Genomic DNA, 21,483 nt, shown 5'->3' with positions numbered 1-21,483 from the left:
GCAGGCTCCTTCGCACGCACGGCTGCGGACCGTACGGGTGGGAGGTCCCTTCCGGATGGCAACGGCCGCGGCAGGCGGACAGGCCCGGGGCGGACGGAAGGAACAGGACGGGAGGACAAAGTTCCGCCGTCGCTCTTCTACTGATCAGATGATCAAACGGGCGGAAACGCGTCCGTGATGCCCGTACAGGGAGTGGAAGAGCGGTTGGTACTGCACGATCGACTTCGATCCATTGCAGCCCCACCTCCTCCGGCCGGTCCTCCGTGGAGGACGTCCTGTCGTCGGCTGCCCCGAAACAGCTCTTCAAGAGTGTGGCCCCGACCAGCGGTCAACATTATCAGCCGACGGATGGTCAAGACCCGCCCTTTACCCGCCTCATACGAGTTCTATGCTCGGTTCATGGCACAAATTCTGGCTCTCGTCGAAGCCCGGCTGCGCAGCGCGCTCGGCGAACCCGACGCCCGCGCCGCCGTCACCTTCCTCGGCACCGACCGCATCGAGGTCCTCCGCTTCACCGAGGGGGACCTCGTGCGGTACGCGACCCTCGGCATGTCCGCGCAACCGATGACCGACCCGACCGCCGTGGTCGCCGACCCGCTGCGCGGACCGCGCGCCGAGCTCGTGCTGACCGTACGGGCGGGACTCGCGCCCACCGACAAGGTGCTGCGGCCGCTCGCGGTGCTGGGCGCCGCGCCGCAGGTGGAGGGGCTCGTCGTGGCCTCCGGCGCCTCGCTCGACGTGGGCGAGCCGCTGTGGGACGGGGCGCCGTTCACCTCCGTGCTCGTCGCGGAACCGGGCGGGCTGGTGGAGGACCTGGAACTCGACGAGCCCATGGACCCGGTGCACTTCCTCCCCCTCCTGCCGATGACGGCGAACGAGGCCGCCTGGAAGCGGGTGCACGGCGCGGCGGCGCTCCAGGAGCGCTGGCTGTCGCACGGCACCGATCTGCGGGATCCTCTTCGCAGCGCGGTGCCGCTGGACTGAGACACGCGGACCGGGGCATCCGGACGGGTGATCGTGTCTTGACGGGGCGCCGGGCGGGGAGGAGCGTGGCTTCTTATGAGGGGCGAACCAACATGCCCGAAGTGCGGTGGCCGGGTCAGGGCGCCCGGACTCTTCTCCGACTCGTGGCAGTGCGCGGTGCATTGCACGGTGCACCCCCTGCAGCCCGTCATCCCGCCGAGCGTCGAAGGCCTGGGCGTGGTGGTGCACCGGGCGAAGGTGCCGGTGTGGATGCCGTGGCCGCTGCCGGTGGGGTGGCTGTTCACCGGGGTGGCGGCGGCCGGTGACGACCGCAGCGGGGGCAGGGCGACGGCGGTGGCCTGCTCGGGGCCCGGACCGCTCGGCGGGATCGGCGAGCTGCTGCTGGTCGCGGAGGAGTTGGGAGTCGGCCTCGGCGCGCGGTACGCGGGGATCGACGGACCCGACCCCGGCCCGTACATCGACGTCTCCACGCCGCCGCACGTCAAGGTCGTGGCGGCGGGCCGCCCGACACCGCTGTGGCACGTCAAGGGAGCCCCGGACGACCGGGCCGTGTTCGCGGGCGAGGCGCGCGGGTTGTGGCTGTGGGCCGTGGTCTGGCCGGAGCAGTCGGGTCTGCTGATGTACGACGAGCTGGTGCTGACGGACCTGCGGGACGCGGGCGCCGAGGTCGAACTGCTGCCGTGCGGTGCGCTGAGCCCGCGCGTCCTCGGCCCGTAGGAGCCCTTGTAGGAGCCCCCGTAGGAGCCGGTGCCGGTCCCCGGCGGGGCCCGCCGGGGACCGCCGGCGGCGTGGCGCCCGGACGGCGGGCGGTACCCTGGGGTGTCCCCCCGTACCCGCGAGACCCCTGGAGCACCGGCCGTGCGCATCGATCTGCACGCCCACTCCACGGCCTCCGACGGGACCGACACCCCGGCAGAGCTGGTCCTGGGCGCGGCCGCCGCCGGGCTCGACGTGGTCGCGCTGACCGACCACGACACCGTCGGGGGATACGCCGAAGCCCTCGCCGCGCTGCCGCACGGGCTCACCCTCGTCACCGGCATGGAGCTCTCCTGCCGGCTCGACGGCATCGGGATGCACCTGCTCGCGTACCTCTTCGACCCCGAGGAGCCCGAGCTCGCCCGCGAGCGGGAGCTCGTCCGCGACGACCGCACCCCGCGCGCCCAGGCCATGATCGGCAAGCTCCGGGAGCTCGGCGTCGACGTCACCTGGGAGCAGGTCTCCCGGATCGCGGGCAGCGGCTCGGTCGGGCGGCCGCACATCGCGACCGCGCTCGTCGAGCTGGGCGTCGTCCCCACCGTGTCCGACGCGTTCACACCGGACTGGATCGCCGACGGCGGCCGCGCGCACGCCGAGAAGCACGAGCTCGACCCCTTCGACGCGGTCCGCCTGGTCAAGGCGGCGGGCGGGGTCACCGTCTTCGCCCACCCCGCCGCCGTCAAGCGGGGCCGGTGCGTCCCCGAGTCCGCGATAGCCGAGCTCGCGTCCGCCGGCCTGGACGGGATCGAGGTGGACCACATGGACCACGACACCGGCACCCGCGCGCGGCTGCGCGCCCTGGCCGGCGACCTCGGACTCCTCACGACCGGGTCCAGCGACTACCACGGCAGCCGCAAGACGTGCCGCCTCGGGGAGTACACGACCGACCCCGAGATCTACGGCGAGATCACGCGCCGCGCGACGGGGGCCTTCCCCGTTCCGGGCGCCGGCGGAGCGACCGGCGCCTGACGCGCCGCCCGGCGCGCCCGCGCGCCGACCCGCCCCTTCTTCCTTTCTTCGAAACACCCCTCTCTCCTGCAAGGCATCACTGTGTTCGACTTCGCCGTCTTCGGATCCCTATTTCTCACGCTTTTTGTGATTATGGACCCCCCGGGGATCACACCGATCTTCCTCGCCCTGACCTCGGGCCGACCCGCCAAGGTGCAGCGCCGCATGGCCTGGCAGGCCGTCTGCGTGGCCTTCGGCGTCATCGCCGTCTTCGGCATCTGCGGCCAGCAGATCCTGGACTACCTGCACGTCTCCGTCCCCGCGCTGATGATCGCGGGCGGCCTGCTGCTCCTGCTCATCGCGCTCGACCTGCTCACCGGCAAGAACGACGAGCCCAAGCAGACCAAGGACGTGAACGTCGCCCTCGTGCCGCTCGGCATGCCGCTGCTCGCCGGTCCCGGTGCGATCGTCTCCGTCATCCTCGCCGTGCAGAAGGCGGACGGGGCCGCCGCGCAGGTCTCGGTCTGGCTGGCGATCGTCGCCATGCACCTCGTGCTGTGGACGGCCATGCGCTACTCGCTGGTGATCATCCGGGTCATCAAGGACGGCGGCGTCGTCCTCGTGACGCGCCTCGCCGGCATGATGCTCTCCGCGATCGCCGTCCAGCAGATCATCAACGGCGTGCTCCAGGTCATCCACACGGCCTGACCCGGGCGCCGGCCCGGCCGCGGGTACGCGAACGCCCCCGCACCGATGTGGTGCGGGGGCGTTCGACGTGTGTGGTGCGGAGGTGTCAGGAGGACGCACTCTCGGCCGGTCGGATCAGAATGCGCTGGCCTACGGCGGCCGCCTGCTGCACGATCCGGTTGACGGAGGCCGCGTCCACGACGGTGCTGTCCACGGCGGATCCGTCGACGTCGTCCAGGCGCAGAATCTCGAAGCGCATGTGCTTCTCCCTTCGTCAGTGTTCTCCTTGCACTGTTCCAACGAAGTGTAAGAGGCAAACATTCCCTACGCTAAGGAAATTTTTTCACTCGCTAACTAACCATGCGGGTGGGAGTCCCAGAATGAGGCCAGTGCACCAGCCGTGACCTGCGGATTTTCCGCATTGGGGGAGTGCTCCGCGCCCGCCACGACCACCCGGGCCGCACCCAGCCGTTCTGTCATCTCGTCCATCAACGGGACCGGCCACGCGTAGTCGACCTCGCCGGACAGCACCAGCTTCGGCAGCTCCACGGCGCTCAGCGCGTCCACCCGGTCGGGCTCGGAGACCAGGATCCGGCCGGTGGCGATCAGCTGCTCCGGCACCGTGGCCAGCCACCGCCCGCGCAGGAACTCCGCGAGCTCGGGGGCGTCGGGCACCGCGTCCTCGGGGTCGAAGGAGCGCATCGCCGTCCAGACGCCCTGCATGTCCTCGCGCATCGCCTCCAGCGCGGCGACCAGCAGCTTCGTACGCTCCCGCTGGTCCTCGGCGATCGCGGCCGGCCCGCTGCTCATCAGGGTCAGGGAGGCGAAGGGCGCCGCGTCGCGCAGTACGGCCGCCCGCGCGATCAGGCCGCCCAGCGAATGGCCGACCAGGTGGACCGGCCCCCCGTCCACGGCGGCGGCCTGGGCGAGCACGTCCCGCGCCAGCTCCTCCAGCGCGTACGCCGGCTCCTCGCGCGGACCGGGGCTCTCGTGCTGCCCGCGCCCGTCGACCGCGACCACCCGGTAGCCGGCGGCGGCCAGCGGCTCCAAGAGGCCGATGAAGTCCTCCTTGCTGCCCGTGAAGCCGGGGACCAGCAGGGCGGTGCCGCGGACCGGCTCGCCGGCCTCGTGCACGGCGAACTCACCGCGGTCGGTGGACAGGAGGTGCGCGCGGGCACCGGCGGGCAGGGTGAGGCGGGGCGGCTTGCTCATGGGCCAGAGGCTACCGGCCCGGGGTTACCGGCGCGTAGGGGTGGTGTGCGCGGCCCGGACCGGCCCGGACACGCCGGTGGCCCGGCCCCCTCGGAAGGGGACCGGGCCACCGGACGGCGCGCGGGCGATCAGGCCTCCGTGGTCTCCACGGCGGGAGCGGCGGCCTTGCGGGTCCGGGTGCGCTTCGGCTTCGCGGGGGCCTCCTCGGCCACCGCGACGGCCTCGGCGACCGGAGCCTCGACCGCGGCGGCGGCCTTGCGGGTCCGGGTGCGCTTCGGCTTGGCCGGGGCCTCCTCGGCCACGGCGACGGCCTCGGCGACCGGAGCGGCCGCCGCGACCTTGCGGGTCCGGGTGGCGGGGGCGCGACGCGCCTTCACCGGGGGCTCCACGAGCGGGGCCACCTGGAAGTCCGGCTCCGGGGCCGCGTCGACGACCTTGCGGGCACGGGTCCGGCGGGCCTTGACCACGACCTCCTCGGCCGGAGCCTCCGCGATCGGGGTCACCTGGGCGAGGACGGGCTTCTGGGTCGGCACCCGGCGGGCACGGACCGGCTCGGTCTTGACGGGCTCGGTCTTGACGGGCTCCGCCTTGACCGGCTCGGCCGGCGGGGCCTGCTCGAAGGCCGGCTCCGCGAAGACCGCGGCGGCCGCGACCTTGCGGGTACGCGTCCGGCGGGCCTTGACCGGGGCCTCCTCGGCCGGAGCCTCCGCGACCGGGAAGACGGCGACGGGGGCGGCCTCGACGACCGGGGCGACGACGGCGACCGGGGCCTGCTCGGCCACGGCGGCGGCCGCGGCGGCAGCCGTGGTCACCGAGCGCGTCCGGCGGCGGCGCGGCTTGCGCGCCTCGTCGCCGGCCGGGGCCTCGGTGGCCTCGGGGGCCTCGGACACCGGGGTCACGGCGGCGGTCTCGGCGCCGAGCTCGGTACCGCCCCGCGTACGGCGGCGCTGGCGCGGGGTGCGCGTACGGGCGGCACGCTCCTCGACCGGGGCCGCGGCGGCGGCCGGACCGCGGTCACCGCGACCGCCACGGCCACCGCGGCCGCCGGTCTCGCCCAGGTCCTCCAGCTCCTCGGCCTTCAGGCCGGCCCGCACGCGCTCGGCGCGCGGCAGGATGCCCTTGGTGCCGGCCGGGATGTGCAGCTCCTCGAACAGGTGCGGCGACGTGGAGTACGTCTCGACCGGGTCGTGGAAGTCCAGCTCCAGAGCCTTGTTGATCAGCTGCCAGCGCGGGATGTCGTCCCAGTCGACCAGCGTGACGGCGGTGCCCTTGTTGCCCGCGCGGCCGGTGCGGCCCACACGGTGCAGGAAGGTCTTCTCGTCCTCGGGCGTCTGGTAATTGATGACGTGGGTGACGCCCTCGACGTCGATGCCGCGCGCGGCGACGTCGGTGCACACCAGCACGTCGACCTTGCCGTTGCGGAACGCGCGCAGCGCCTGCTCGCGCGCGCCCTGGCCCAGGTCGCCGTGGACGGCGCCGGACGCGAAGCCGCGCTTCTCCAGCTGCTCGGCGATGTCGGCCGCCGTGCGCTTCGTACGGCAGAAGATCATGGCCAGCCCGCGGCCCTCGGCCTGCAGGATGCGGGAGACGAGCTCCGGCTTGTCCATGTTGTGCGCACGGAAGACGTGCTGCTTGATGTTGGCGACGGTGACGCCCTCGCCCTCGGGCGAGGTGGCGCGGATGTGCGTCGGCTGCGTCATGTACCGGCGGGCCAGTCCGATGACCGCACCCGGCATGGTCGCCGAGAACAGCATCGTCTGGCGCTTGGCCGGGAGGTAGTTGATGATCTTCTCGACGTCGGGCAGGAAGCCCAGGTCGAGCATCTCGTCGGCCTCGTCCAGGACGAGGGCCTTGACGTGCGACAGGTCCAGCTTGCGCTGGCCGGCCAGGTCGAGCAGGCGGCCCGGGGTGCCGACGATCACGTCGACGCCCTTCTTGAGCGCCTCGACCTGCGGCTCGTACGCGCGGCCGCCGTATATGGCGAGGACGCGGACGTTGCGGACCTTGCCCGCGGTCAGCAGGTCGTTCGTGACCTGGGTGCACAGCTCGCGCGTCGGGACGACGACGAGGGCCTGGGGGGCGTCGGTGAGCTGCTCGGGCGTGGCCCGGCCGGCCTCGACGTCCGCGGGGACGACGACCCGCTCCAGCAGGGGAAGGCCGAAACCGAGCGTCTTGCCGGTACCGGTCTTGGCCTGGCCGATGACGTCCGTGCCGGAAAGGGCGACGGGGAGGGTCATCTCCTGGATCGGGAAGGGGGACACAATGCCGACGGCCTCAAGGGCTTCGGCCGTCTCGGGAAAGATCCCGAGGTCTCGGAACGTAGTCAGGGTGCTGCCTCTTCTGTGAGACGCGGCGCGAGGCGGCGAGGGGGGTCGTACCGTGCCGGGCTTGCAGTACTGCGCCCACCCGGGTTCGGGGGAGCCGTGCGAAGCTGCGCGGGACCACTGGCCTTCGCTCAAGCGCTCATGCCGCTGAGGGGGCCCCTCGTGGAGAAGCGGTACGCATGTACGTACGCATCACGCCGAGGGCGGTCGGGTGGAGCCGATCGGGCCACCGACCGGGCATCCTCATTCGGATGGCCCGCCGAGTATCCGGCAGGCGCAATACCACTGTACCCCGGAATCGCGCAGGTGTGTCGGGTGAATTCACCTGGTAGTCGCGTTTAGGCGGACCACCGGTGACCTGACGCGGTGCCTTGAGCGGGGTTCCGGCGGGCTATTGTGCGGAGCATGTCGACCGTTGAAAACGCCTCGCCCTCCGACGACAGCGCCGCCGCCGAGGCGACCGGGATCGCTGCCCAGGACTGGGCGACCGCCTCCGCCTCGCCGCAGTACCGGGCCGCCGTCGTGGACCTGCTGGGAGCGCTCGCGTACGGAGAGCTCGCCGCCTTCGAGCGCCTGGCGGAGGACGCGAAGCTCGCGCCCACCCTCGACGACAAGGCCGAGCTCGCGAAGATGGCCTCCGCGGAGTTCCACCACTTCGAGCGGCTGCGCGACCGCCTCGCCGCGATCGACGCCGAGCCGACCGCCGCCATGGAGCCCTTTGCCAAGGGCGTCGACGACTTCCACCGCCAGACCGCGCCCTCGGACTGGCTTGAGGGGCTGGTCAAGGCCTACGTCGGCGACTCGATCGCCAGCGACTTCTACCGCGAGGTCGCCACCCACCTGGACAAGGACACCCGCGCCCTCGTCGTGAGCGTGCTCGACGACACCGGCCACGGCGGCTTCGCCGTCGAGAAGGTGCGCGCCGCCATCGAGGCCGACCCGCGCTGCGGCGGCCGGCTCGCGCTGTGGGCCCGCCGGCTGATGGGCGAGGCGCTCTCGCAGGCCCAGCGCGTGGTCGCCGAGCGCGACGCGCTCTCCACGATGCTGGTGGGCGGCGTGGACGGGATGGCTGCCGGCTTCGACCTGGCGGCCGTCGGCGAGATGTTCACCCGGATCACCAAGGCGCACACCAAGCGCATGGCCGCCCTGGGCCTCGCCGCCTGATCCGGTCCCTGTCCGTACCTCGTACGTCGGCCCCGGCGCGGAATCCCGCGCCGGGGCCGACGTACGAGGTGGCCGACGTACGAGGTGGCCGACGTACGAGGTGGCCGACGTACGAGGTGGCCGACGTACGAGGTGACTGACTGCGGACGGATCTCGATCAGGTCAGTCGGAGGAGCGGTCAGCCCTGCGACGGGAGTGAAAACGGAGCCCGGCGCGATGAGAGCCGGCGCCCGGTCGCGGGGCGCAGCAGCAGCGACAGCACCACTGCGGAGACCAGCACCGAGCCGACCAGGGTCGCGAAGAGGGTGTTGTGTCCCGGCCCGAGCGCGAACTGCGTCAGCCAGGCCCCGAACAGCGCCCCCAGCACCCCGCTGACCAGCACCATCCTCGGGGAGGGCAGCCGCTGAGCCAGCGCTCGCAGGGCCGCTCCGGCAAGGGCGAGGCCCAGGAGGGCGGAGCCGAGCACTTCCAACAGCAGCATGGGGGTCTCCCGCAGGTCAGGGGCAAACCGGGTCACTGCGGTCCTACCCGAAGCGGAGGAAAGGGAAACGGCCCGGTGGAATCAACCACCGGGCCGTTTCACCCAGTTCTGCCGAATGCCGGTCGCGATGCGTCAGAGCGCGCCGAAACCGACCTTGCGCACGCTCGGCTCGCCCAGGTCGACGTAGGACAGGCGGTCGGCCGGCACCAGGACCTTGCGGCCCTTGTTGTCGGTGAGGCTCAGCAGCGGCTCCGAACCGGTCAGCGCGGCGGTGACGACACGCTCCAGCTCCTCGGCGCTCAAGTCGCTCTCCAGCACGATCTCCCGGGGTGCGTGCTGCACGCCGATCTTGACCTCCACGGCTTTGTCCCTCCGATGGTCGGTTGTGCGCGATCAGCCGCGCCGTACCCGGTCCACATTAGCCCGGAGAGGCGACCCGGATGCGGCGCTCCGGACACGCTCGCAGCGAACACCGGCCCCGGCCGCCCCCGGCCGCCCCGTCGGGCCCGGCCGATCAGCTCTGCCTGGTCAGGCCAGCGGGGCCTGGCCGCCCTCCGTGCCGTGCAGCGGGAATCCGGCGATGCCGCGCCAGGCCAGCGAGGTCAGCAGGCCCACCGCCGTGTCGCGGGCGACCGGGCTCTCGCTGGAGAGCCAGTACCGGGCCACGACCTGCGAGACCCCGCCCAGGCCCACGGCCAGCAGCATCGACTCGTCCTTGGACAGGCCGGTGTCCTCGGCGATGACGTCGGAGATGGCCTCGGCGCACTGGAGCGAGACGCGGTCGACGCGCTCGCGCACCGCCGGCTCGTTCGTCAGGTCGGACTCGAAGACCAGCCGGAACGCGCCGCCCTCGTCCTCCACGTACGCGAAGTAGGCGTCCATGGTCGCGGCCACGCGCAGCTTGTTGTCCGTCGTCGACGCGAGCGCCGTGCGCACGGCGAGCAGCAGGGCCTCGCAGTGCTGGTCCAGCAGCGCCAGGTAGAGGTCGAGCTTGCCCGGGAAGTGCTGGTACAGCACAGGCTTGCTGACGCCGGCCCGCTCGGCGATGTCGTCCATCGCCGCCGCGTGGTAACCCTGCGCGACGAAGACTTCCTGGGCCGCGCCCAGGAGCTGATTGCGTCGGGCTCGGCGCGGCAGTCGCGTGCCCCGGGGACGCGCTGCCTCCGTCTGCTCGATGGCTGTCACGCCGCCTCCCACTTTCTCTAAGAACACAGTGCGCTCTGCGCCGCGCGGCCATCGTACTTTTCGGTAACCGAATCTGGAGGGTCCAAGCCGAGTTTTCTCGCTTGACGGACCGCCCGGTACCGCCCGGAGACGCTGGTCAGCGGTAGTCGTCCTCGTCCAGGGTCACCACCCGCGCCTGCTCGGCGGCGTCCCCGTCCGCGGCCTCGCCGCGGTCCACCCCGGTGACCCGGTCGTCGTCGTCCGGCTGCAACTCGGCCAGCTGTTCCGCCGCATCGGCCTCGGGCGCCTCGGCGTCGAGGGTCTCCGGGAAGCGCTCCTGGAAGGTTTCCGGCTCTGCGGGGTCGACGGTCATGTGGCTCCCCTTCTTCCCTCGCCCCTCGTGGGCCTGCCGTATCTGTGGCCTGCCTCATCTATGAGCGTAGGAGGATCGCGAATACCCCGCTACGTGGATCCCCATGCGTCTGTGACGCCGAACACAAGAGTCCGGACGTGATCGTCTCGTAACATTGGCCGCATGTCCTCGACCGAGCTGCCGGGTGTGCGATCCGCATCCGAAGCGTCCCCCCAGGTGGGAGCCGTCCACGTCGCCGAGGGGGAGCAGCTGCGCACCGTGGCGCTGCCCGGGCTGGAGCTCACCGTCCGGTCCCGGCCCCCGCTGCGCGCGGGCCTGCCCCCCGCACTGTTCGTCCACGGACTCGGCGGTTCGTCGACGAACTGGACGGACCTCATGGCACAGCTGGAGGACAGCGTCGACGGCGAGGCCGTCGACCTGCCCGGCTTCGGCTGGTCCCCGCCGCCCGCCGACCGGGACTACTCGGTCACGGCGCTGGCCCGCGCGGTCATCCGGCACCTCGACGCCGCCGGCCGCGGCCCCGTCCACCTCTTCGGGAACTCCCTCGGCGGCGCCGTCTCCACCCGCGTCGCGGCCGTCCGCCCCGACCTGGTGCGCACGCTCACCCTGATCTCGCCCGCCCTGCCCGAGCTGCGCGTGCAGAGGTCGGCCGTGCCGACCGCCCTGCTCGCCGTACCCGGGATGGCCTCGCTCGTCGTCCGGCTCACCCGCGGGCTGAGCGCCGAGGAGCGCACCCGCGGGGTGACGGCCCTCTGTTACGGGGACCCCTCGCGGGTGACACCGGAGGGCTTCGCGCACGCCGTCGCGGAGATGGAGCGGCGGATGGCCCTGCCGTACTTCTGGGAGGCGATGACCCGCTCCTCGCGCGGCATCGTCGACGCGTACACCCTCGGCGGGCAGCACGGACTGTGGCGCCAGGCGCAGCGGGTGCTCGCCCCGACCCTGCTGGTCTACGGTGGCCGGGACCAACTGGTCTCGTACCGTATGGCGCAGAAGGCGGCGGCCTCCTTCCGGGGTTCGCGGCTGCTGACCCTGCCGCAGGCGGGGCACGTGGCGATGATGGAGTACCCCGACGTGGTGGCGCAGGCCTTCCGGGAGCTGCTGCACGACACCGGTCCGGCCGCGCGCGACACGCCGGACACCCTTGACATCCGAGATACCGAAGACGGCAGAGGCTGAGGACCGTGGGACGACATAGTCGCAAGGGGCCCGCTCCGGCCCCCGCCCCTGTCAGCCCGGCTCCGGAGACGGAGCCCGCGGCGGCGTTCCCGTACGAGGAGCGCTCCCTCTTCGAGGAGCGCCGCCCCTCCCGGGAACGCACGTCGTACGAGGAGCCCCCGTCGTACGAGGAGCCCCCGTCGTACGAGGAGCACCGGCCTTACGGGGAGCAGTGGCCCTCCGGCGGGTACCCCGCGTACCCCGCGTACGAGGAGCCCCGCGGCGGCCACCCCGAGCAGCACGAGCCCGGCGGCGCCTGGGGCGCGGAGTCCGACGCGGTGTACGGGGACTGGCGCGGCGTTCCGCGGCCGAGGCGTTCCGCCGCCGCCGTGCCGGACACCGACACCCCGGCCTTCGGCACCCCCGCGGTCGGCTTCCCGCGGGTGACCCTCCCGCAGCCGGCGGCCGCCGACCCCCTGACCTCCACCGGCCCGCGCCGCCGGGTGCCCGGGCCGCGCACGCCGATGACGGCGGCCGCCGCGGCCCCTGCCGCCCCCGTCGCACCGGCCGCGCCCGCAGCCCCTGCCGCGCCCGCCACCCCCACCGCCCCCGCCGAGGAGCCGCCGGCCTCCGGGCGCGGGCGGAAGGTCCGCACGTACGCCGGGATGGCCGCGGCGGCCGTGACCACCGCGCTCGCCGTCGTCGTCGCCGTGCAGATGGCCGGCGACGGGGACAGCGGATCCTCCGCCACCGCGAGCGCCGCCGGCGGCGCCCAGAAGCGCGCCGAGCCCGGCAAGTCCGCCGCCTCGCGCTCCGACGGCCGGGGGACCCCGGCCGCGTCCGCCGCTCCGGCCGCGCCCGCGGTGGAGCTGTCGTACGAGCAGAAGATGGCCCAGCAGTACCCCATCGACGAGAAGCTGAAGGGCTCCGGCGCCTTCGACACCGTCCCCGGGGTGGCTCCGGCGCCCGGCAAGGGGAAGAAGGTCCGCTACCGGGTCGACGTGGAGCAGGGGCTCGGGCTGGACGCGCAGCTGTTCGCCGAGGCCGTCCACCGCACCCTCAACGACGACCGCAGCTGGGGCCACGGCGGGACGAAGACCTTCGAGCGGGTGCCGGGCGGCGAGGCCGACTTCGTCATCACGCTGGCCAGCCCCGGCACCACCGGCGTGTGGTGCGCCAAGTCCGATCTGGACACCACCGTCGACAACGTCAGCTGCGACTCCGCCTCCACGGACCGGGTCATGATCAACGCGTTCCGCTGGGCACAGGGCTCGACGACGTACGGCGCGGACCAGATGTTCGCGTACCGGCAGATGCTCATCAACCACGAGGTCGGCCACCGGCTCGGGCACGGGCACGTGAACTGCCAGACCCCGGGCGCGCTCGCGCCGATCATGCAGCAGCAGACGAAGTCCCTCGACATCGGCGGAATCCAGTGCAAGCCCAACCCATGGGTGTTCCCCGGGAATTGACCGGCGGGAGGCGGTGAACGGCGGAACATCGCGTTGACAACTTGTCCGATGATCGGTAATTGTTCTCCGCATGTCGCACCGCCACACCACCATCGCGAGCGCCGCCATTGAGCTGGCGCTGCTCGGTGTGACCGCGCACAGCGTGGCCGACATCCTCTGTCGCTGACGCGTACCCGATCGCGCCGCGACTTCTCCTTCTTCCTTCCTTCGCCGCGCCCGGGTGCATCCATGCCCGCAGGTGCGGCTTTCTCGTTCCACCCGCATGCGGCCGCTCACCGGCCGCCGCTGCCGGTTTCCGACTGCTGACCGCTGCCCCTCGCGTGGCCTTTCTTCCCTTTTGTCCGGCTCCTGAAGCCGGGCGATCCACGATTCACGCCGAGAGGTCCCCTTTCCCATGCTCCGTCAGTCCCAGACATCGCGCCGTGTGGCCGCGGTCGCCGTCAGCCTCGTCCTGGCCGGGGGCGCCGCGGCGTGCGGGCCCAAGGGCGCGGCGGACCGGTCCGGCGCCACGTCCGGCGCCGCCGGCGGCGCCCCGCAGAAGGGCGGCACCCTGTCCGTCCTCAACTCCGAGCCGCAGAGCGACTTCGACCCGGCCCGCCTCTACACCTCCGGCGGCGGCAACGTCCCCTCGCTGGTCTTCCGGACGCTCACCACCCGCAACCGCGAGGACGGGGCCGCCGGCACCAAGGTCGTGCCCGACCTGGCCACCGACACCGGCAGGCCCAACGCCGACGCCACCGAGTGGACGTACACGCTCAAGGACGGGCTGACGTACGAGGACGGCACCCCGATCACCACCGCCGACATCAAGTACGGCATCGAGCGGTCCTTCGCCGCCGAGCTGTCGGGCGGCGCCCCGTACCTGCGGGACTGGCTGGTCGGCGGGGAGAGCTACGAGGGCCCGTACAAGGACGGCGGCAAGGGGCTCGACTCGATCCTCGTGCCCGACGCGAAGACGATCACCTTCAAACTGCGCAAGCCCGAGGGCGAGTTCCCCTTCGTGGCGACCCAGACGCAGTTCGCGCCCGTCCCCAAGGCCAAGGACACCGGGGTGAAGTACGAGGAGCACCCCGTCTCCTCCGGCCCGTACAAGGTCGTCAAGAACGAGAACGACGGCGAGCACCTCACCCTGGAGCGCAACGAGAACTGGGACCCGAAGACCGACGAGGAGCGCAAGGCCTACCCGGACCGCATCGACGTCCGCTCCGGGCTCGACGCCGCGGTCATCAACCAGCGGCTGTCCACCAGCTCGGGCGCCGACGCGGCGGCGATCACCACCGACACCAACCTCGGGCCCGCCGAACTCGCGCAGATCGGCAGCAACAAGGAGCTGGAGGGACGCGTCGGCACCGGCCACTTCGGTTACGTCAACTACCTCGCCTTCAACCCGAAGGCGGCCCCCTTCGACAACCCGAAGGTGCGCCAGGCCATCTCCTACGCGATCAACCGCACCAGCGTCGTCAACGCGGCCGGCGGCTCAGCCCTCGCCGAGCCGGCCACCACCTTCCTGCCCGAGCAGAAGGCCTTCGGCCACACCCCGTACGACCACTTCCCGGCGGGCAAGGCGGGCGACCCGGCCAAGGCGAGGGAGCTGCTGAAGGAAGCCGGCTTCCCGGACGGGCTGAGCATCACCCTGACGCACTCCACCGCGCAGAACCGGCAGACCAGCCCCGAGGTCGCGACCGCCGTCCAGCAGGCGCTCGCCGCCGCCGGGATCACCGTCAAGCTGGAGGGCCTGGAGAACAACGCCTTCAACGAGAAGCGCTGGGACGCCAAGAACACCCCCGGCTTCTTCCTCTCCCGCTGGGGCGCCGACTGGCCCTCCGGCGGCCCCTTCCTCGCGCCGATCTTCGACGGCCGGCAGATCGTCACCAACGGCACCAACTACAACCACGCCCAGCTCAACGACCCGGCCGTCAACGCCGAGATCGACGAGATCGCCAAGCTGACCGACCTCGCCGAGGCGGGCAAGCGCTGGGGCGCGCTCGACAAGAAGATCGGTGAGCAGGCCCTCGACGTGCCGCTCTTCCACCCGGTCTACAAGCGGCTGGTCGGCAAGGACGTCAAGAACGTCGTCATCAGCGACTGGACCGGTGTCCTCGACATCTCGCAGGTCTCCGTCAAGTGACCGTCACCCTGCGGCAGCCTGCCGCGCCGTCCGCGTCCGGGGCCCGCGCCCCGGGCGCGGGCGCCGCGCGCCAGGTCTGGCGGCGGCTGCGCCGGCGGCCCTCGGCCGCCACGGCCGCCGCCGTCCTCGCGCTCCTCGTACTCCTCGCCCTCGCGGCGCCCCTCCTCGCCGCTCTGGCCGGCCAGGACCCGAACGCGTACCACGACGAGCTCGTGGACTCGGCGCGCGGCGGCGTCCCGCTCGGTTCCCTCGGCGGGATCTCCGCCGACCACTGGCTCGGCGTCGAACCCGGCACCGGCCGCGACCTGTTCGTCCGGCTGCTGTACGGGGCCCGGATCTCCCTGCTCGTCGCGCTCGGCGCCACCGCCGTGCAGATCCTCCTCGGGATCGCCGCCGGACTGGCCGCCGCCCTCGGCAACCGCTTCGTCGGACACCTCGTCGGCCGGCTCACCGACGTGATGATCGCCCTGCCGGCGCTGGTGTTCGCCATCGCGCTCACCGCCGTCGTACCGGCCGACTTCCCGCGCCCGCTGCTGCTGATCCTGGTCATCGGCCTGCTGGGCTGGGGGTCGACGGCCCGGATGGTCCGGGCCCAGACCCTGGCCCTGCGCGAACTGGACTTCGTGGCCGCCGCCCGGCTCTCCGGGAACGGCACCCTGCGGATCGCCCGCCGCGAGCTGCTGCCCGCACTGGCCGCGCCCCTCATCACCTACTCCGCGATCCTGGTCCCGGCCGACATCGTCGCCGAGGCCTCGCTGTCCTTCCTCGGCGTCGGCGTGAAACCGCCCACCCCCTCGTGGGGGCAGATGCTGTCCGGCGCCCAGACCTGGTTCCGCGCCGACCCCGCCTACGTCCTGCTCCCCGCCGGACTGCTCTTCGTCACCGTGCTCGCCTTCACCGTGCTCGGCGACGCGGTCCGCACGGCCCTCGACCCGCGCGAAGGCTCCCGCCTGCGGATCGGCACCGGAAAGGAGCACGCGCGATGACCCGCTTCGTGCTGAACCGGGCCGGCGGCGCACTCCTCGTGCTGCTCGCCCTGTCCGTCACCGTGTACGTCCTCTTCTACGTCGCCCCCGGCGACCCCGCCCGGCTCGCCTGCGGGGAACGCTGCAACCCGGTCCAGGTCGCCCAGGTGCGCGAGCAGCTCGGACTGAACGACCCGGTGGCCCTCCAGTACCTGCACTTCCTCCAGGGGCTGTTCACCGGCCGCGACTACTCCGGCGGCGCCGGCCTGGTGCTGCACTGCGACGCGCCCTGCCTCGGATTCTCGTACCAGAACGACCGGCAGGTCACCGAACTGCTGCTGGACCGGCTGCCGGCCACCCTGTCGCTGGCCCTCGGCGCCCTGGTGATCTGGCTCGTCGTCGGCGTCGGGACCGGACTGCTGTCCGCGCTGCGCCGCGGCGGCATCACGGAGCGGGTCCTGACCGCGCTGACCCTGGGCGCGACCGGAACCCCCGTGTTCGTCCTCGGACTGCTGCTGCTCATGGCGGTGTGCGCGTACCTGCAATGGCTGCCGTTCCCGACGTACGTGCCCCTGGGCGAGGACCCCGAACAGTGGGCCTGGAACCTGCTGCTGCCGTGGATCACGCTCGGTGTCTTCGAGAGCGCCAAGTACGCCAGGCTCACCCGCAGTTCCACCCTGGAGACGCTCGCCGAGGACCACATCCGCACCTTCCGCGCCTACGGGGTGGGGGAGCGGGCCGTCATCACCCGGCACGCCGTCCGCGGAGCGGTCGCCCCGGTGATCGCGCTCAGCGCCGTGGACTTCGGCACGATGATCGGAGGCGCGGTGCTCACCGAGTCGCTGTTCGGGATACCCGGGCTCGGCAAGACCCTGATCGACGGCGTACGGGTCGTGGACCTGCCGGTGGTCGTCGGCGTCGTCCTGGCCATCGGCGCGGCCGTGGTCGTCGCGGGCGCCGTGGCCGACCTGCTGTACGCCCTCGCGGACCGAAGGGTGGCCCTGGCATGAGCGAGCTGCTGGTGGAGGTCACCGATCTCACGGTCGACTTCCCCGTCGGAGAGACCGGGACGTCCGTACGCGCCGTCGACCAGGTCTCCTTCACTCTGGAACCGGGCGCCGCGCTGGGCATCGTCGGCGAGTCCGGAAGCGGCAAGTCCACCGTCGCCGCGGCCCTCCTCGGACTGCACCGCGGGACCGGGGCCCGGCTCGGCGGCTCGGTCCGGGTCGGCGGCACCGACGTCGGCGCGGCCTCCGCCGCCGAACTGCGCGCGCTGCGCGGGGGCACCGCCGCCATGGTCTTCCAGGACCCGCTCAGCTCCCTCGACCCCTACTACGCCGTCGGCGACCAGATCGCCGAGGTGTACCGGGTCCACGCGGACGCCTCGCGGCGCGCCGCGCGGGCCCGGGCGGTCGAGGTGCTGGACCGGGTGGGCATCCCCGACGCGGTGCGCCGCGCGCGGGCGAGGCCGCACGAGTTCAGCGGCGGCATGCGCCAGCGCGCGCTGATCGCCATGGCGCTGGCGTGCGAACCCCGGCTGCTGATCGCCGACGAGCCGACCACCGCCCTCGACGTCACCGTGCAGGCCCAGATCCTGGAGCTGCTGCACGGGCTGCGCGAGGAACGCGGGCTCGCCCTGCTGCTGGTCACGCACGACGTCGGCGTGGCGGCGCACAGCGTGGAGGAGCTGCTGGTCATGCGGGACGGCGCCGCCGTGGAACGCGGCCCCGCGGGGCAGGTCCTGACCGCGCCCTCGGACCCGTACACCCGGGGCCTGCTGGCGGCGGTGCCCAGGCTCGACACCCCCCGGCCGCCGCGCGGCCCCGCCCCGGTGGCGGGCGCCGACGCGGGCGTGCCCGTCGTCGAAGCCGTCTCGCTGCGGCGGGAGTTCGGGCGCGGCAAGCGGCGCGTCGCCGCCGTCGGCGGGGTCTCGCTCTCCGTACGGGCGGGGGAGACGCTGGGCATCGTGGGGGAGAGCGGCAGCGGCAAGAGCACCCTCGGGCGGATGCTCGTGGGACTGCTGGAGCCCGGCTCCGGACAGGTCCGCCACGACGGCCGGGCGACCGCGGGCGTGGTCCCCGGAGTCCAGATGGTGTTCCAGGACCCGGCGTCCTCCCTCAACCCTCGCCGTTCCATCGGGGAATCCATCGCCGACCCGCTGCGCGCGGCGGGGGAGCGCGACGAGGCCGCGATCCGGGCCCGGGTCGGGGAACTCCTGGTCCGCGTGGGCCTGGAGGCCGGGCACCACGACCGCTACCCGCACGAGTTCAGCGGCGGCCAGCGCCAGCGCGTCGGCATCGCCCGGGCCCTGGCGCCGCGGCCGCGGCTGATCGTCTGCGACGAGCCCGTCTCCGCTCTCGACGTGACCACGCAGGCGCAGGTCACGGCCCTGCTGGCCGAGCTGCAGCGGGAGCTCGGGATCGCGCTGGTCTTCATCGCGCACGACCTCGCCGTGGTCCGCCAGGTCAGCGACCGGGTCGCCGTCATGCGGGGCGGCCTGGTCGTCGAGGAGGGCCCGGTCGACGAGGTGTACGACCGTCCCCGGCACGCGTACACCCGGCAACTGCTCGCCGCCGTACCGGCTCTGGGAGGCGTGGGGGGAGACACAGGGGGTACCGGGGGCGCCGTGGGCAGCAGAGGCGCCGTGGGCAGCGGGGGCGCCTGAGGCACGAGGGCCGCAGGCCCTTTCTAGCGCGCTCGAACGCGGACCGTGGGCGAAAGTTACGACTCTTCACCCCTTCCGGTGGCGCGACGGACAACCGTCCGTCGCGTCATCGGCATATCCGCTTGAGTTTCCCGCGGCGGGTCACCGGACCACGGCGACCGCCTGAACGGGAGATCGGGGGTGCCACTCGTGCGGATCGGACTGCTCACGGAAGGTGGTTATCCGTATGCGACGGGAGAAGCACGGCTGTGGTGCGACCGGCTGGTCCGCGGACTGCCGCAGCACGAGTTCGAGCTGTACGCGCTGAGCCGCAGCGCCGAGCAGGAGGAGCGCGGCCGGGTCGTCCTCCCCGAGCACGTCACCCGCGTCTGGACCGCCCCGCTCTGGGCTCCGGCGGACGACGGGCGCACGTACTCCCGGCGCGAGCGCCGGCGCTTCGCGGACAGCTTCAAGGAACTGGTCCGCGGGATCTGCGCGGGCGAGCCGGATCCCGAGTCCTTCGCCTCCGGCCTGTACGGACTGGCCGAACTCGCCCGGGAGCAGGGCGGGATGTACGCGGCCCTGCGCTCCGAGACCGCGGTGCGGGCGGTGGAGTCCGGCTGCCGGGCGCCCGGCGCGCGCCGCTCCGTACAGCGCGCCCAGGTGGCCGACCTGCTGGACTTCGTCGACGAACTGGAGCGGCTGCTGCGGCCGCTGTCCCTCGACTGGTACGAGGACCTGCGCGAGGTGGACGTCTGCCACGCGGCGGCGGGCGGGATCGCCGCGCTCCCCGGCCTGCTGGCCAAACGCTTCTTCGGGGTCCCGCTGCTGGTCACGGAGTACGGGGTCCAGCTCCGCGCCCACTACCTGGAGCACGCGGCGGAACCGGCCGCGGCACCGGCGCCGACCGGCGGGACCGCGGCCCGCGGCGGACCCGGGGCGGCTCCGCGGCCCGCCGTACGGGCCCTGCTGGCGGCGTTCCACATGCGGCTGGCCACCGAGATCTACGCCGAAGCCGATCTCCTCACCCCCGGGAACGCGCACGCCCGGCGCTGGCAGGAGCGCTGCGGCGCCACCCGCGACCGGCTGCGGACGGTGTACCCGGGCATGGAGGCGGACCGATTCGCCACCGTCGGCGAGGACCCCGACCGCGGGGACCCCGACACCCTGGTCTGGGTCGGCCGGATAGAGCCCGCCAAGGACCTGATCGCGCTGCTGCACGCTTTCGCCGAGGTGCGCCGGGCCGCGCCGGAGACCCGGCTTCGGATCTTCGCGACCGCAGTGGTCCCCGGCTACCTCGCCGACTGCCGCTCGCTCGCCGCGCAGCTCTTCCCCGACGAGGCCGCCGACGCCGTCACGGTCGGGGAGAACCCGGTCGCCTTCGAGGAGATCGGCGGCCCCGAGGCCCCCACGCCGGCGCACGCGTACGGCTCCGGGCGGGTGGTCGTGCTGTCCTCCGTGATCGAGGGGTTCCCGATCACGCTGGCGGAGGCGATGCTCTGCGGCCGGGCCACCGTCTCCACCGACGTCGGGGCCGTGTGCGAGGTCATCGGCGGTACGGGGCTGGTCGTTCCGCCGCGCAACCCGCGGGCACTGGCCGACGCGTGCTTGTCGCTGCTGCGCGATCCGGAGCGGGCGCACCGGCTGGGCGCGGCCGCCCGGGCGCGGGCCCTGGAGCTGTTCACCGTCGAGCAGAACGTGGCCGCCTTCCGGGAGATCTACCTCCAGCTGCTGGCCCGCGGACCGGCGCGGGTGGAGGGCGGGGTCCCGTTCGAACAGCCTCTGGAGGCCCGGGTTCCGGGGCACTGGACGAGTCCTTCGTGGGCGGAGCCGGGGGCGGTTCCCGCTTCCGGGCCGGGGCCCGGGGGTGGTGCCGGCACTGGTGCCGGTGCTGGTGCTGGTGCCGGTGCCGCCAAGGTCCCGGCGCCCGGCGCGGCTCCCGCGAGTACCCCGGGTGCTCCGAGTACCCCGCTTGCTCCGGGTACCCCGGGTACCCCGAGCACGACCACCACCACGGCCACGGAGGCGACCGTATGACCCTGGACGAAGCCGCCCCCGTCGCCCCGGCCGCGGCCCCGCGCCGCAGGGCCGCCGGGGACCCCGTCAAGACGCTGCTGCACCGCCACCGGGCGCTCTGCGAGCGGGCCGTGGACCCGCTGGAGATCGCCGCCGGGCTGGAGGTGCAGGGCATCACCGACCGCACCGCCGCGCGCTTCCGGCACCGGGACGTGTTCTCGCTCGCCGAGGAGCTGTACGCCCGCACCCCGCGCGGGGACGAGCCGGCCGCGCCCTCCGCCGCCCGCCCCCGCGACGCCCGCGCCTTACGGGGCTTCGGCTACGCCGTGCTCCCCGGCGCCCTCGCGCTCGGGGCGGCCGCCGCCGGGGTGCCGTTCGCCGGGCCCGCCGCCGTGCTCGTCACCGTCGCCGCCCTGATGTGGCCCTCCAGGCCCGGGAGGGCCGCCGCCGGCCGGTTCCCGTACGCCGTGCTGCTGATCGCCGCGGCCGCCGTGGGCTGGGCGGTGTACCGCCACGGCATCCCGCTCGGGGCCGCCCTCGCCCTGGCCGCGGCCCCCGGGCACCTGGCCGGCGCCGTGTTCGCCGCCCGCGCCCGCAGCCGGCTCGCCGGGAGCCGGGCCCTGGAGGACTTCGCCGACCGGGCCAGGCCGCTGCTCGTCACGGCCGTCCTGGCCTTCGGAGCGGCCGCCGCGGGGGCGGCCGCGCTGGCGGGGACCCCGCTCGGCGTCGCCGTACCGCTCGCCGTACTGCTGTTCCTGACCCGCCTGCTGCTCGGGCACGGGGCTCCGCGCGGGCCCGTCGCCGCGGCCCTGGCCCTCGCCCTGGTCCCGACCCCGCTGGCGGTTTCCGCCGCCGCGGCGGGGCTCCTCGTACACGCCGTCCTCGTGCTGTCCCGGGCGTCCGCGCACGCCCGGCCCTGAGCCCGGCCGGCCCCTGCCCGCCAGCCTCCGCCCTTCGGAGCGGTCGCCCGAGGCGCCGCACCCGCCCCCCTATCCCCTGCCCCCCCT

General features: G+C 73.4%; 21 protein-coding genes. 14 read left to right on the top strand and 7 right to left on the bottom strand.

Going from position 1 to position 21,483, the window contains the following annotated elements:
* Positions 1 to 399: 399 nt before the first annotated feature.
* The 4 genes from ACFYXV_RS02935 (at position 400) to ACFYXV_RS02920 (ending at position 3,396) form a co-directional block, all read left to right on the top strand.
* Positions 400 to 984, top strand: coding sequence for a suppressor of fused domain protein (locus tag ACFYXV_RS02935; protein ID WP_383340023.1), 585 nt, complete (start codon positions 400 to 402; stop codon positions 982 to 984).
* Positions 985 to 1,059: 75 nt separating this feature from the next.
* A complete protein-coding gene (locus tag ACFYXV_RS02930) occupies positions 1,060 to 1,701 on the top strand; it encodes a DUF6758 family protein (RefSeq protein ID WP_389381880.1) in 642 nt (213 codons plus the stop codon).
* Between the two features lie 141 nt (positions 1,702 to 1,842).
* A complete protein-coding gene (locus ACFYXV_RS02925; RefSeq protein WP_385476604.1) occupies positions 1,843 to 2,709 on the top strand; it encodes a PHP domain-containing protein in 867 nt (288 codons plus the stop codon).
* 81 nt (positions 2,710 to 2,790) lie between these two features.
* Complete coding sequence (locus tag ACFYXV_RS02920) at positions 2,791 to 3,396, top strand: MarC family protein (protein WP_030868293.1); 606 nt, start codon at positions 2,791 to 2,793, stop codon at positions 3,394 to 3,396.
* A gap of 85 nt (positions 3,397 to 3,481) precedes the next feature.
* Here the strand turns inward: ACFYXV_RS02920 and ACFYXV_RS02915 are convergent, their stop codons facing one another.
* From ACFYXV_RS02915 to ACFYXV_RS02905, 3 genes are all read right to left on the bottom strand, one after another.
* Positions 3,482 to 3,634: a hypothetical protein gene (locus ACFYXV_RS02915; RefSeq protein ID WP_166663124.1), complete on the bottom strand. Its 153-nt coding sequence runs from the start codon at positions 3,632 to 3,634 to the stop codon at positions 3,482 to 3,484.
* A gap of 95 nt (positions 3,635 to 3,729) precedes the next feature.
* A complete protein-coding gene (locus ACFYXV_RS02910; RefSeq protein WP_389381879.1) occupies positions 3,730 to 4,587 on the bottom strand; it encodes an alpha/beta fold hydrolase in 858 nt (285 codons plus the stop codon).
* Positions 4,588 to 4,715: 128 nt separating this feature from the next.
* Positions 4,716 to 6,824 (bottom strand): DEAD/DEAH box helicase, encoded by a 2,109-nt coding sequence (locus ACFYXV_RS02905; RefSeq protein ID WP_389381878.1) that lies wholly within the window; start codon positions 6,822 to 6,824, stop codon positions 4,716 to 4,718.
* 492 nt (positions 6,825 to 7,316) lie between these two features.
* Between ACFYXV_RS02905 and ACFYXV_RS02900 the strand changes: the two genes are divergently transcribed.
* Positions 7,317 to 8,075: a ferritin-like fold-containing protein gene (locus tag ACFYXV_RS02900; protein WP_383493946.1), complete on the top strand. Its 759-nt coding sequence runs from the start codon at positions 7,317 to 7,319 to the stop codon at positions 8,073 to 8,075.
* 178 nt (positions 8,076 to 8,253) lie between these two features.
* On the opposite strand, the gene ACFYXV_RS02895 is transcribed toward ACFYXV_RS02900, so the two are convergent.
* From ACFYXV_RS02895 to ACFYXV_RS02880, 4 genes are all read right to left on the bottom strand, one after another.
* Entirely contained in the window at positions 8,254 to 8,556 is a 303-nt protein-coding gene (locus ACFYXV_RS02895) for a hypothetical protein (protein WP_385477434.1), read from the bottom strand.
* 132 nt (positions 8,557 to 8,688) lie between these two features.
* Positions 8,689 to 8,916 (bottom strand): DUF3107 domain-containing protein, encoded by a 228-nt coding sequence (locus tag ACFYXV_RS02890; RefSeq protein WP_048478250.1) that lies wholly within the window; start codon positions 8,914 to 8,916, stop codon positions 8,689 to 8,691.
* Between the two features lie 168 nt (positions 8,917 to 9,084).
* Entirely contained in the window at positions 9,085 to 9,741 is a 657-nt protein-coding gene (locus tag ACFYXV_RS02885) for a TetR/AcrR family transcriptional regulator (RefSeq protein ID WP_385477430.1), read from the bottom strand.
* Positions 9,742 to 9,877: 136 nt separating this feature from the next.
* Positions 9,878 to 10,093, bottom strand: coding sequence for a hypothetical protein (locus ACFYXV_RS02880; RefSeq protein ID WP_366099943.1), 216 nt, complete (start codon positions 10,091 to 10,093; stop codon positions 9,878 to 9,880).
* A 162-nt stretch (positions 10,094 to 10,255) separates the two neighbouring features.
* On the opposite strand from ACFYXV_RS02880, the gene ACFYXV_RS02875 reads away from it, so the two are divergent.
* The 9 genes from ACFYXV_RS02875 to ACFYXV_RS02835 all read left to right on the top strand — a co-directional run bounded on the left by ACFYXV_RS02875 (position 10,256) and on the right by ACFYXV_RS02835 (position 21,396).
* Positions 10,256 to 11,272, top strand: coding sequence for an alpha/beta fold hydrolase (locus ACFYXV_RS02875; protein ID WP_385477427.1), 1,017 nt, complete (start codon positions 10,256 to 10,258; stop codon positions 11,270 to 11,272).
* Between the two features lie 5 nt (positions 11,273 to 11,277).
* The gene (locus ACFYXV_RS02870) at positions 11,278 to 12,723 is read left to right on the top strand and encodes a DUF3152 domain-containing protein (RefSeq protein ID WP_389381877.1); all 1,446 of its coding nucleotides are present in this window, start codon (positions 11,278 to 11,280) and stop codon (positions 12,721 to 12,723) included.
* A gap of 70 nt (positions 12,724 to 12,793) precedes the next feature.
* A complete protein-coding gene (locus ACFYXV_RS02865) occupies positions 12,794 to 12,889 on the top strand; it encodes an Ms4533A family Cys-rich leader peptide (RefSeq protein ID WP_324617065.1) in 96 nt (31 codons plus the stop codon).
* Between the two features lie 228 nt (positions 12,890 to 13,117).
* Entirely contained in the window at positions 13,118 to 14,851 is a 1,734-nt protein-coding gene (locus tag ACFYXV_RS02860; protein WP_389381876.1) for an ABC transporter substrate-binding protein, read from the top strand.
* Positions 14,848 to 15,837: an ABC transporter permease gene (locus ACFYXV_RS02855; RefSeq protein ID WP_389381875.1), complete on the top strand. Its 990-nt coding sequence runs from the start codon at positions 14,848 to 14,850 to the stop codon at positions 15,835 to 15,837. Before ACFYXV_RS02860 ends, ACFYXV_RS02855 begins: the two co-directional genes overlap by 4 nt.
* Positions 15,834 to 16,826: an ABC transporter permease gene (locus tag ACFYXV_RS02850; RefSeq protein ID WP_385465026.1), complete on the top strand. Its 993-nt coding sequence runs from the start codon at positions 15,834 to 15,836 to the stop codon at positions 16,824 to 16,826. The genes ACFYXV_RS02855 and ACFYXV_RS02850 overlap by 4 nt, the downstream gene beginning before the upstream one ends.
* Positions 16,823 to 18,481, top strand: coding sequence for a dipeptide ABC transporter ATP-binding protein (locus tag ACFYXV_RS02845; protein WP_389381874.1), 1,659 nt, complete (start codon positions 16,823 to 16,825; stop codon positions 18,479 to 18,481). The genes ACFYXV_RS02850 and ACFYXV_RS02845 overlap by 4 nt, the downstream gene beginning before the upstream one ends.
* Positions 18,482 to 18,670: 189 nt before the next feature.
* Entirely contained in the window at positions 18,671 to 20,497 is a 1,827-nt protein-coding gene (gene pelF / locus ACFYXV_RS02840; protein ID WP_385465228.1) for a GT4 family glycosyltransferase PelF, read from the top strand.
* Complete coding sequence (locus tag ACFYXV_RS02835; protein WP_389381873.1) at positions 20,494 to 21,396, top strand: hypothetical protein; 903 nt, start codon at positions 20,494 to 20,496, stop codon at positions 21,394 to 21,396. The genes pelF and ACFYXV_RS02835 overlap by 4 nt, the downstream gene beginning before the upstream one ends.
* The last annotated feature ends 87 nt before the right edge of the window (positions 21,397 to 21,483 follow it).

Source organism: Streptomyces sp. NPDC002181, from assembly GCF_042890485.1.
GTDB lineage: Bacteria > Actinomycetota > Actinomycetes > Streptomycetales > Streptomycetaceae > Streptomyces.
The sequence above is the reverse complement of the archived record's forward strand: the minus strand, read 5'-3'. Positions and strand labels throughout refer to the sequence as shown.

Coding starts and splice junctions, on each gene's coding strand:
- ACFYXV_RS02875 (WP_385477427.1), top strand. CDS start 10,256: ATGTCCTCGACCGAGCTGCCGGGTGTGCGATCCGCATCCGAAGCGTCC.
- ACFYXV_RS02900 (WP_383493946.1), top strand. CDS start 7,317: ATGTCGACCGTTGAAAACGCCTCGCCCTCCGACGACAGCGCCGCCGCC.
- ACFYXV_RS02860 (WP_389381876.1), top strand. CDS start 13,118: ATGCTCCGTCAGTCCCAGACATCGCGCCGTGTGGCCGCGGTCGCCGTC.
- ACFYXV_RS02835 (WP_389381873.1), top strand. CDS start 20,494: ATGACCCTGGACGAAGCCGCCCCCGTCGCCCCGGCCGCGGCCCCGCGC.
- ACFYXV_RS02865 (WP_324617065.1), top strand. CDS start 12,794: ATGTCGCACCGCCACACCACCATCGCGAGCGCCGCCATTGAGCTGGCG.
- ACFYXV_RS02915 (WP_166663124.1), bottom strand. CDS start 3,634: ATGCGCTTCGAGATTCTGCGCCTGGACGACGTCGACGGATCCGCCGTG.
- ACFYXV_RS02845 (WP_389381874.1), top strand. CDS start 16,823: ATGAGCGAGCTGCTGGTGGAGGTCACCGATCTCACGGTCGACTTCCCC.
- ACFYXV_RS02880 (WP_366099943.1), bottom strand. CDS start 10,093: ATGACCGTCGACCCCGCAGAGCCGGAAACCTTCCAGGAGCGCTTCCCG.
- ACFYXV_RS02935 (WP_383340023.1), top strand. CDS start 400: ATGGCACAAATTCTGGCTCTCGTCGAAGCCCGGCTGCGCAGCGCGCTC.
- ACFYXV_RS02910 (WP_389381879.1), bottom strand. CDS start 4,587: ATGAGCAAGCCGCCCCGCCTCACCCTGCCCGCCGGTGCCCGCGCGCAC.
- ACFYXV_RS02850 (WP_385465026.1), top strand. CDS start 15,834: ATGACCCGCTTCGTGCTGAACCGGGCCGGCGGCGCACTCCTCGTGCTG.
- ACFYXV_RS02895 (WP_385477434.1), bottom strand. CDS start 8,556: ATGCTGCTGTTGGAAGTGCTCGGCTCCGCCCTCCTGGGCCTCGCCCTT.
- ACFYXV_RS02930 (WP_389381880.1), top strand. CDS start 1,060: ATGAGGGGCGAACCAACATGCCCGAAGTGCGGTGGCCGGGTCAGGGCG.
- ACFYXV_RS02905 (WP_389381878.1), bottom strand. CDS start 6,824: ATGACCCTCCCCGTCGCCCTTTCCGGCACGGACGTCATCGGCCAGGCC.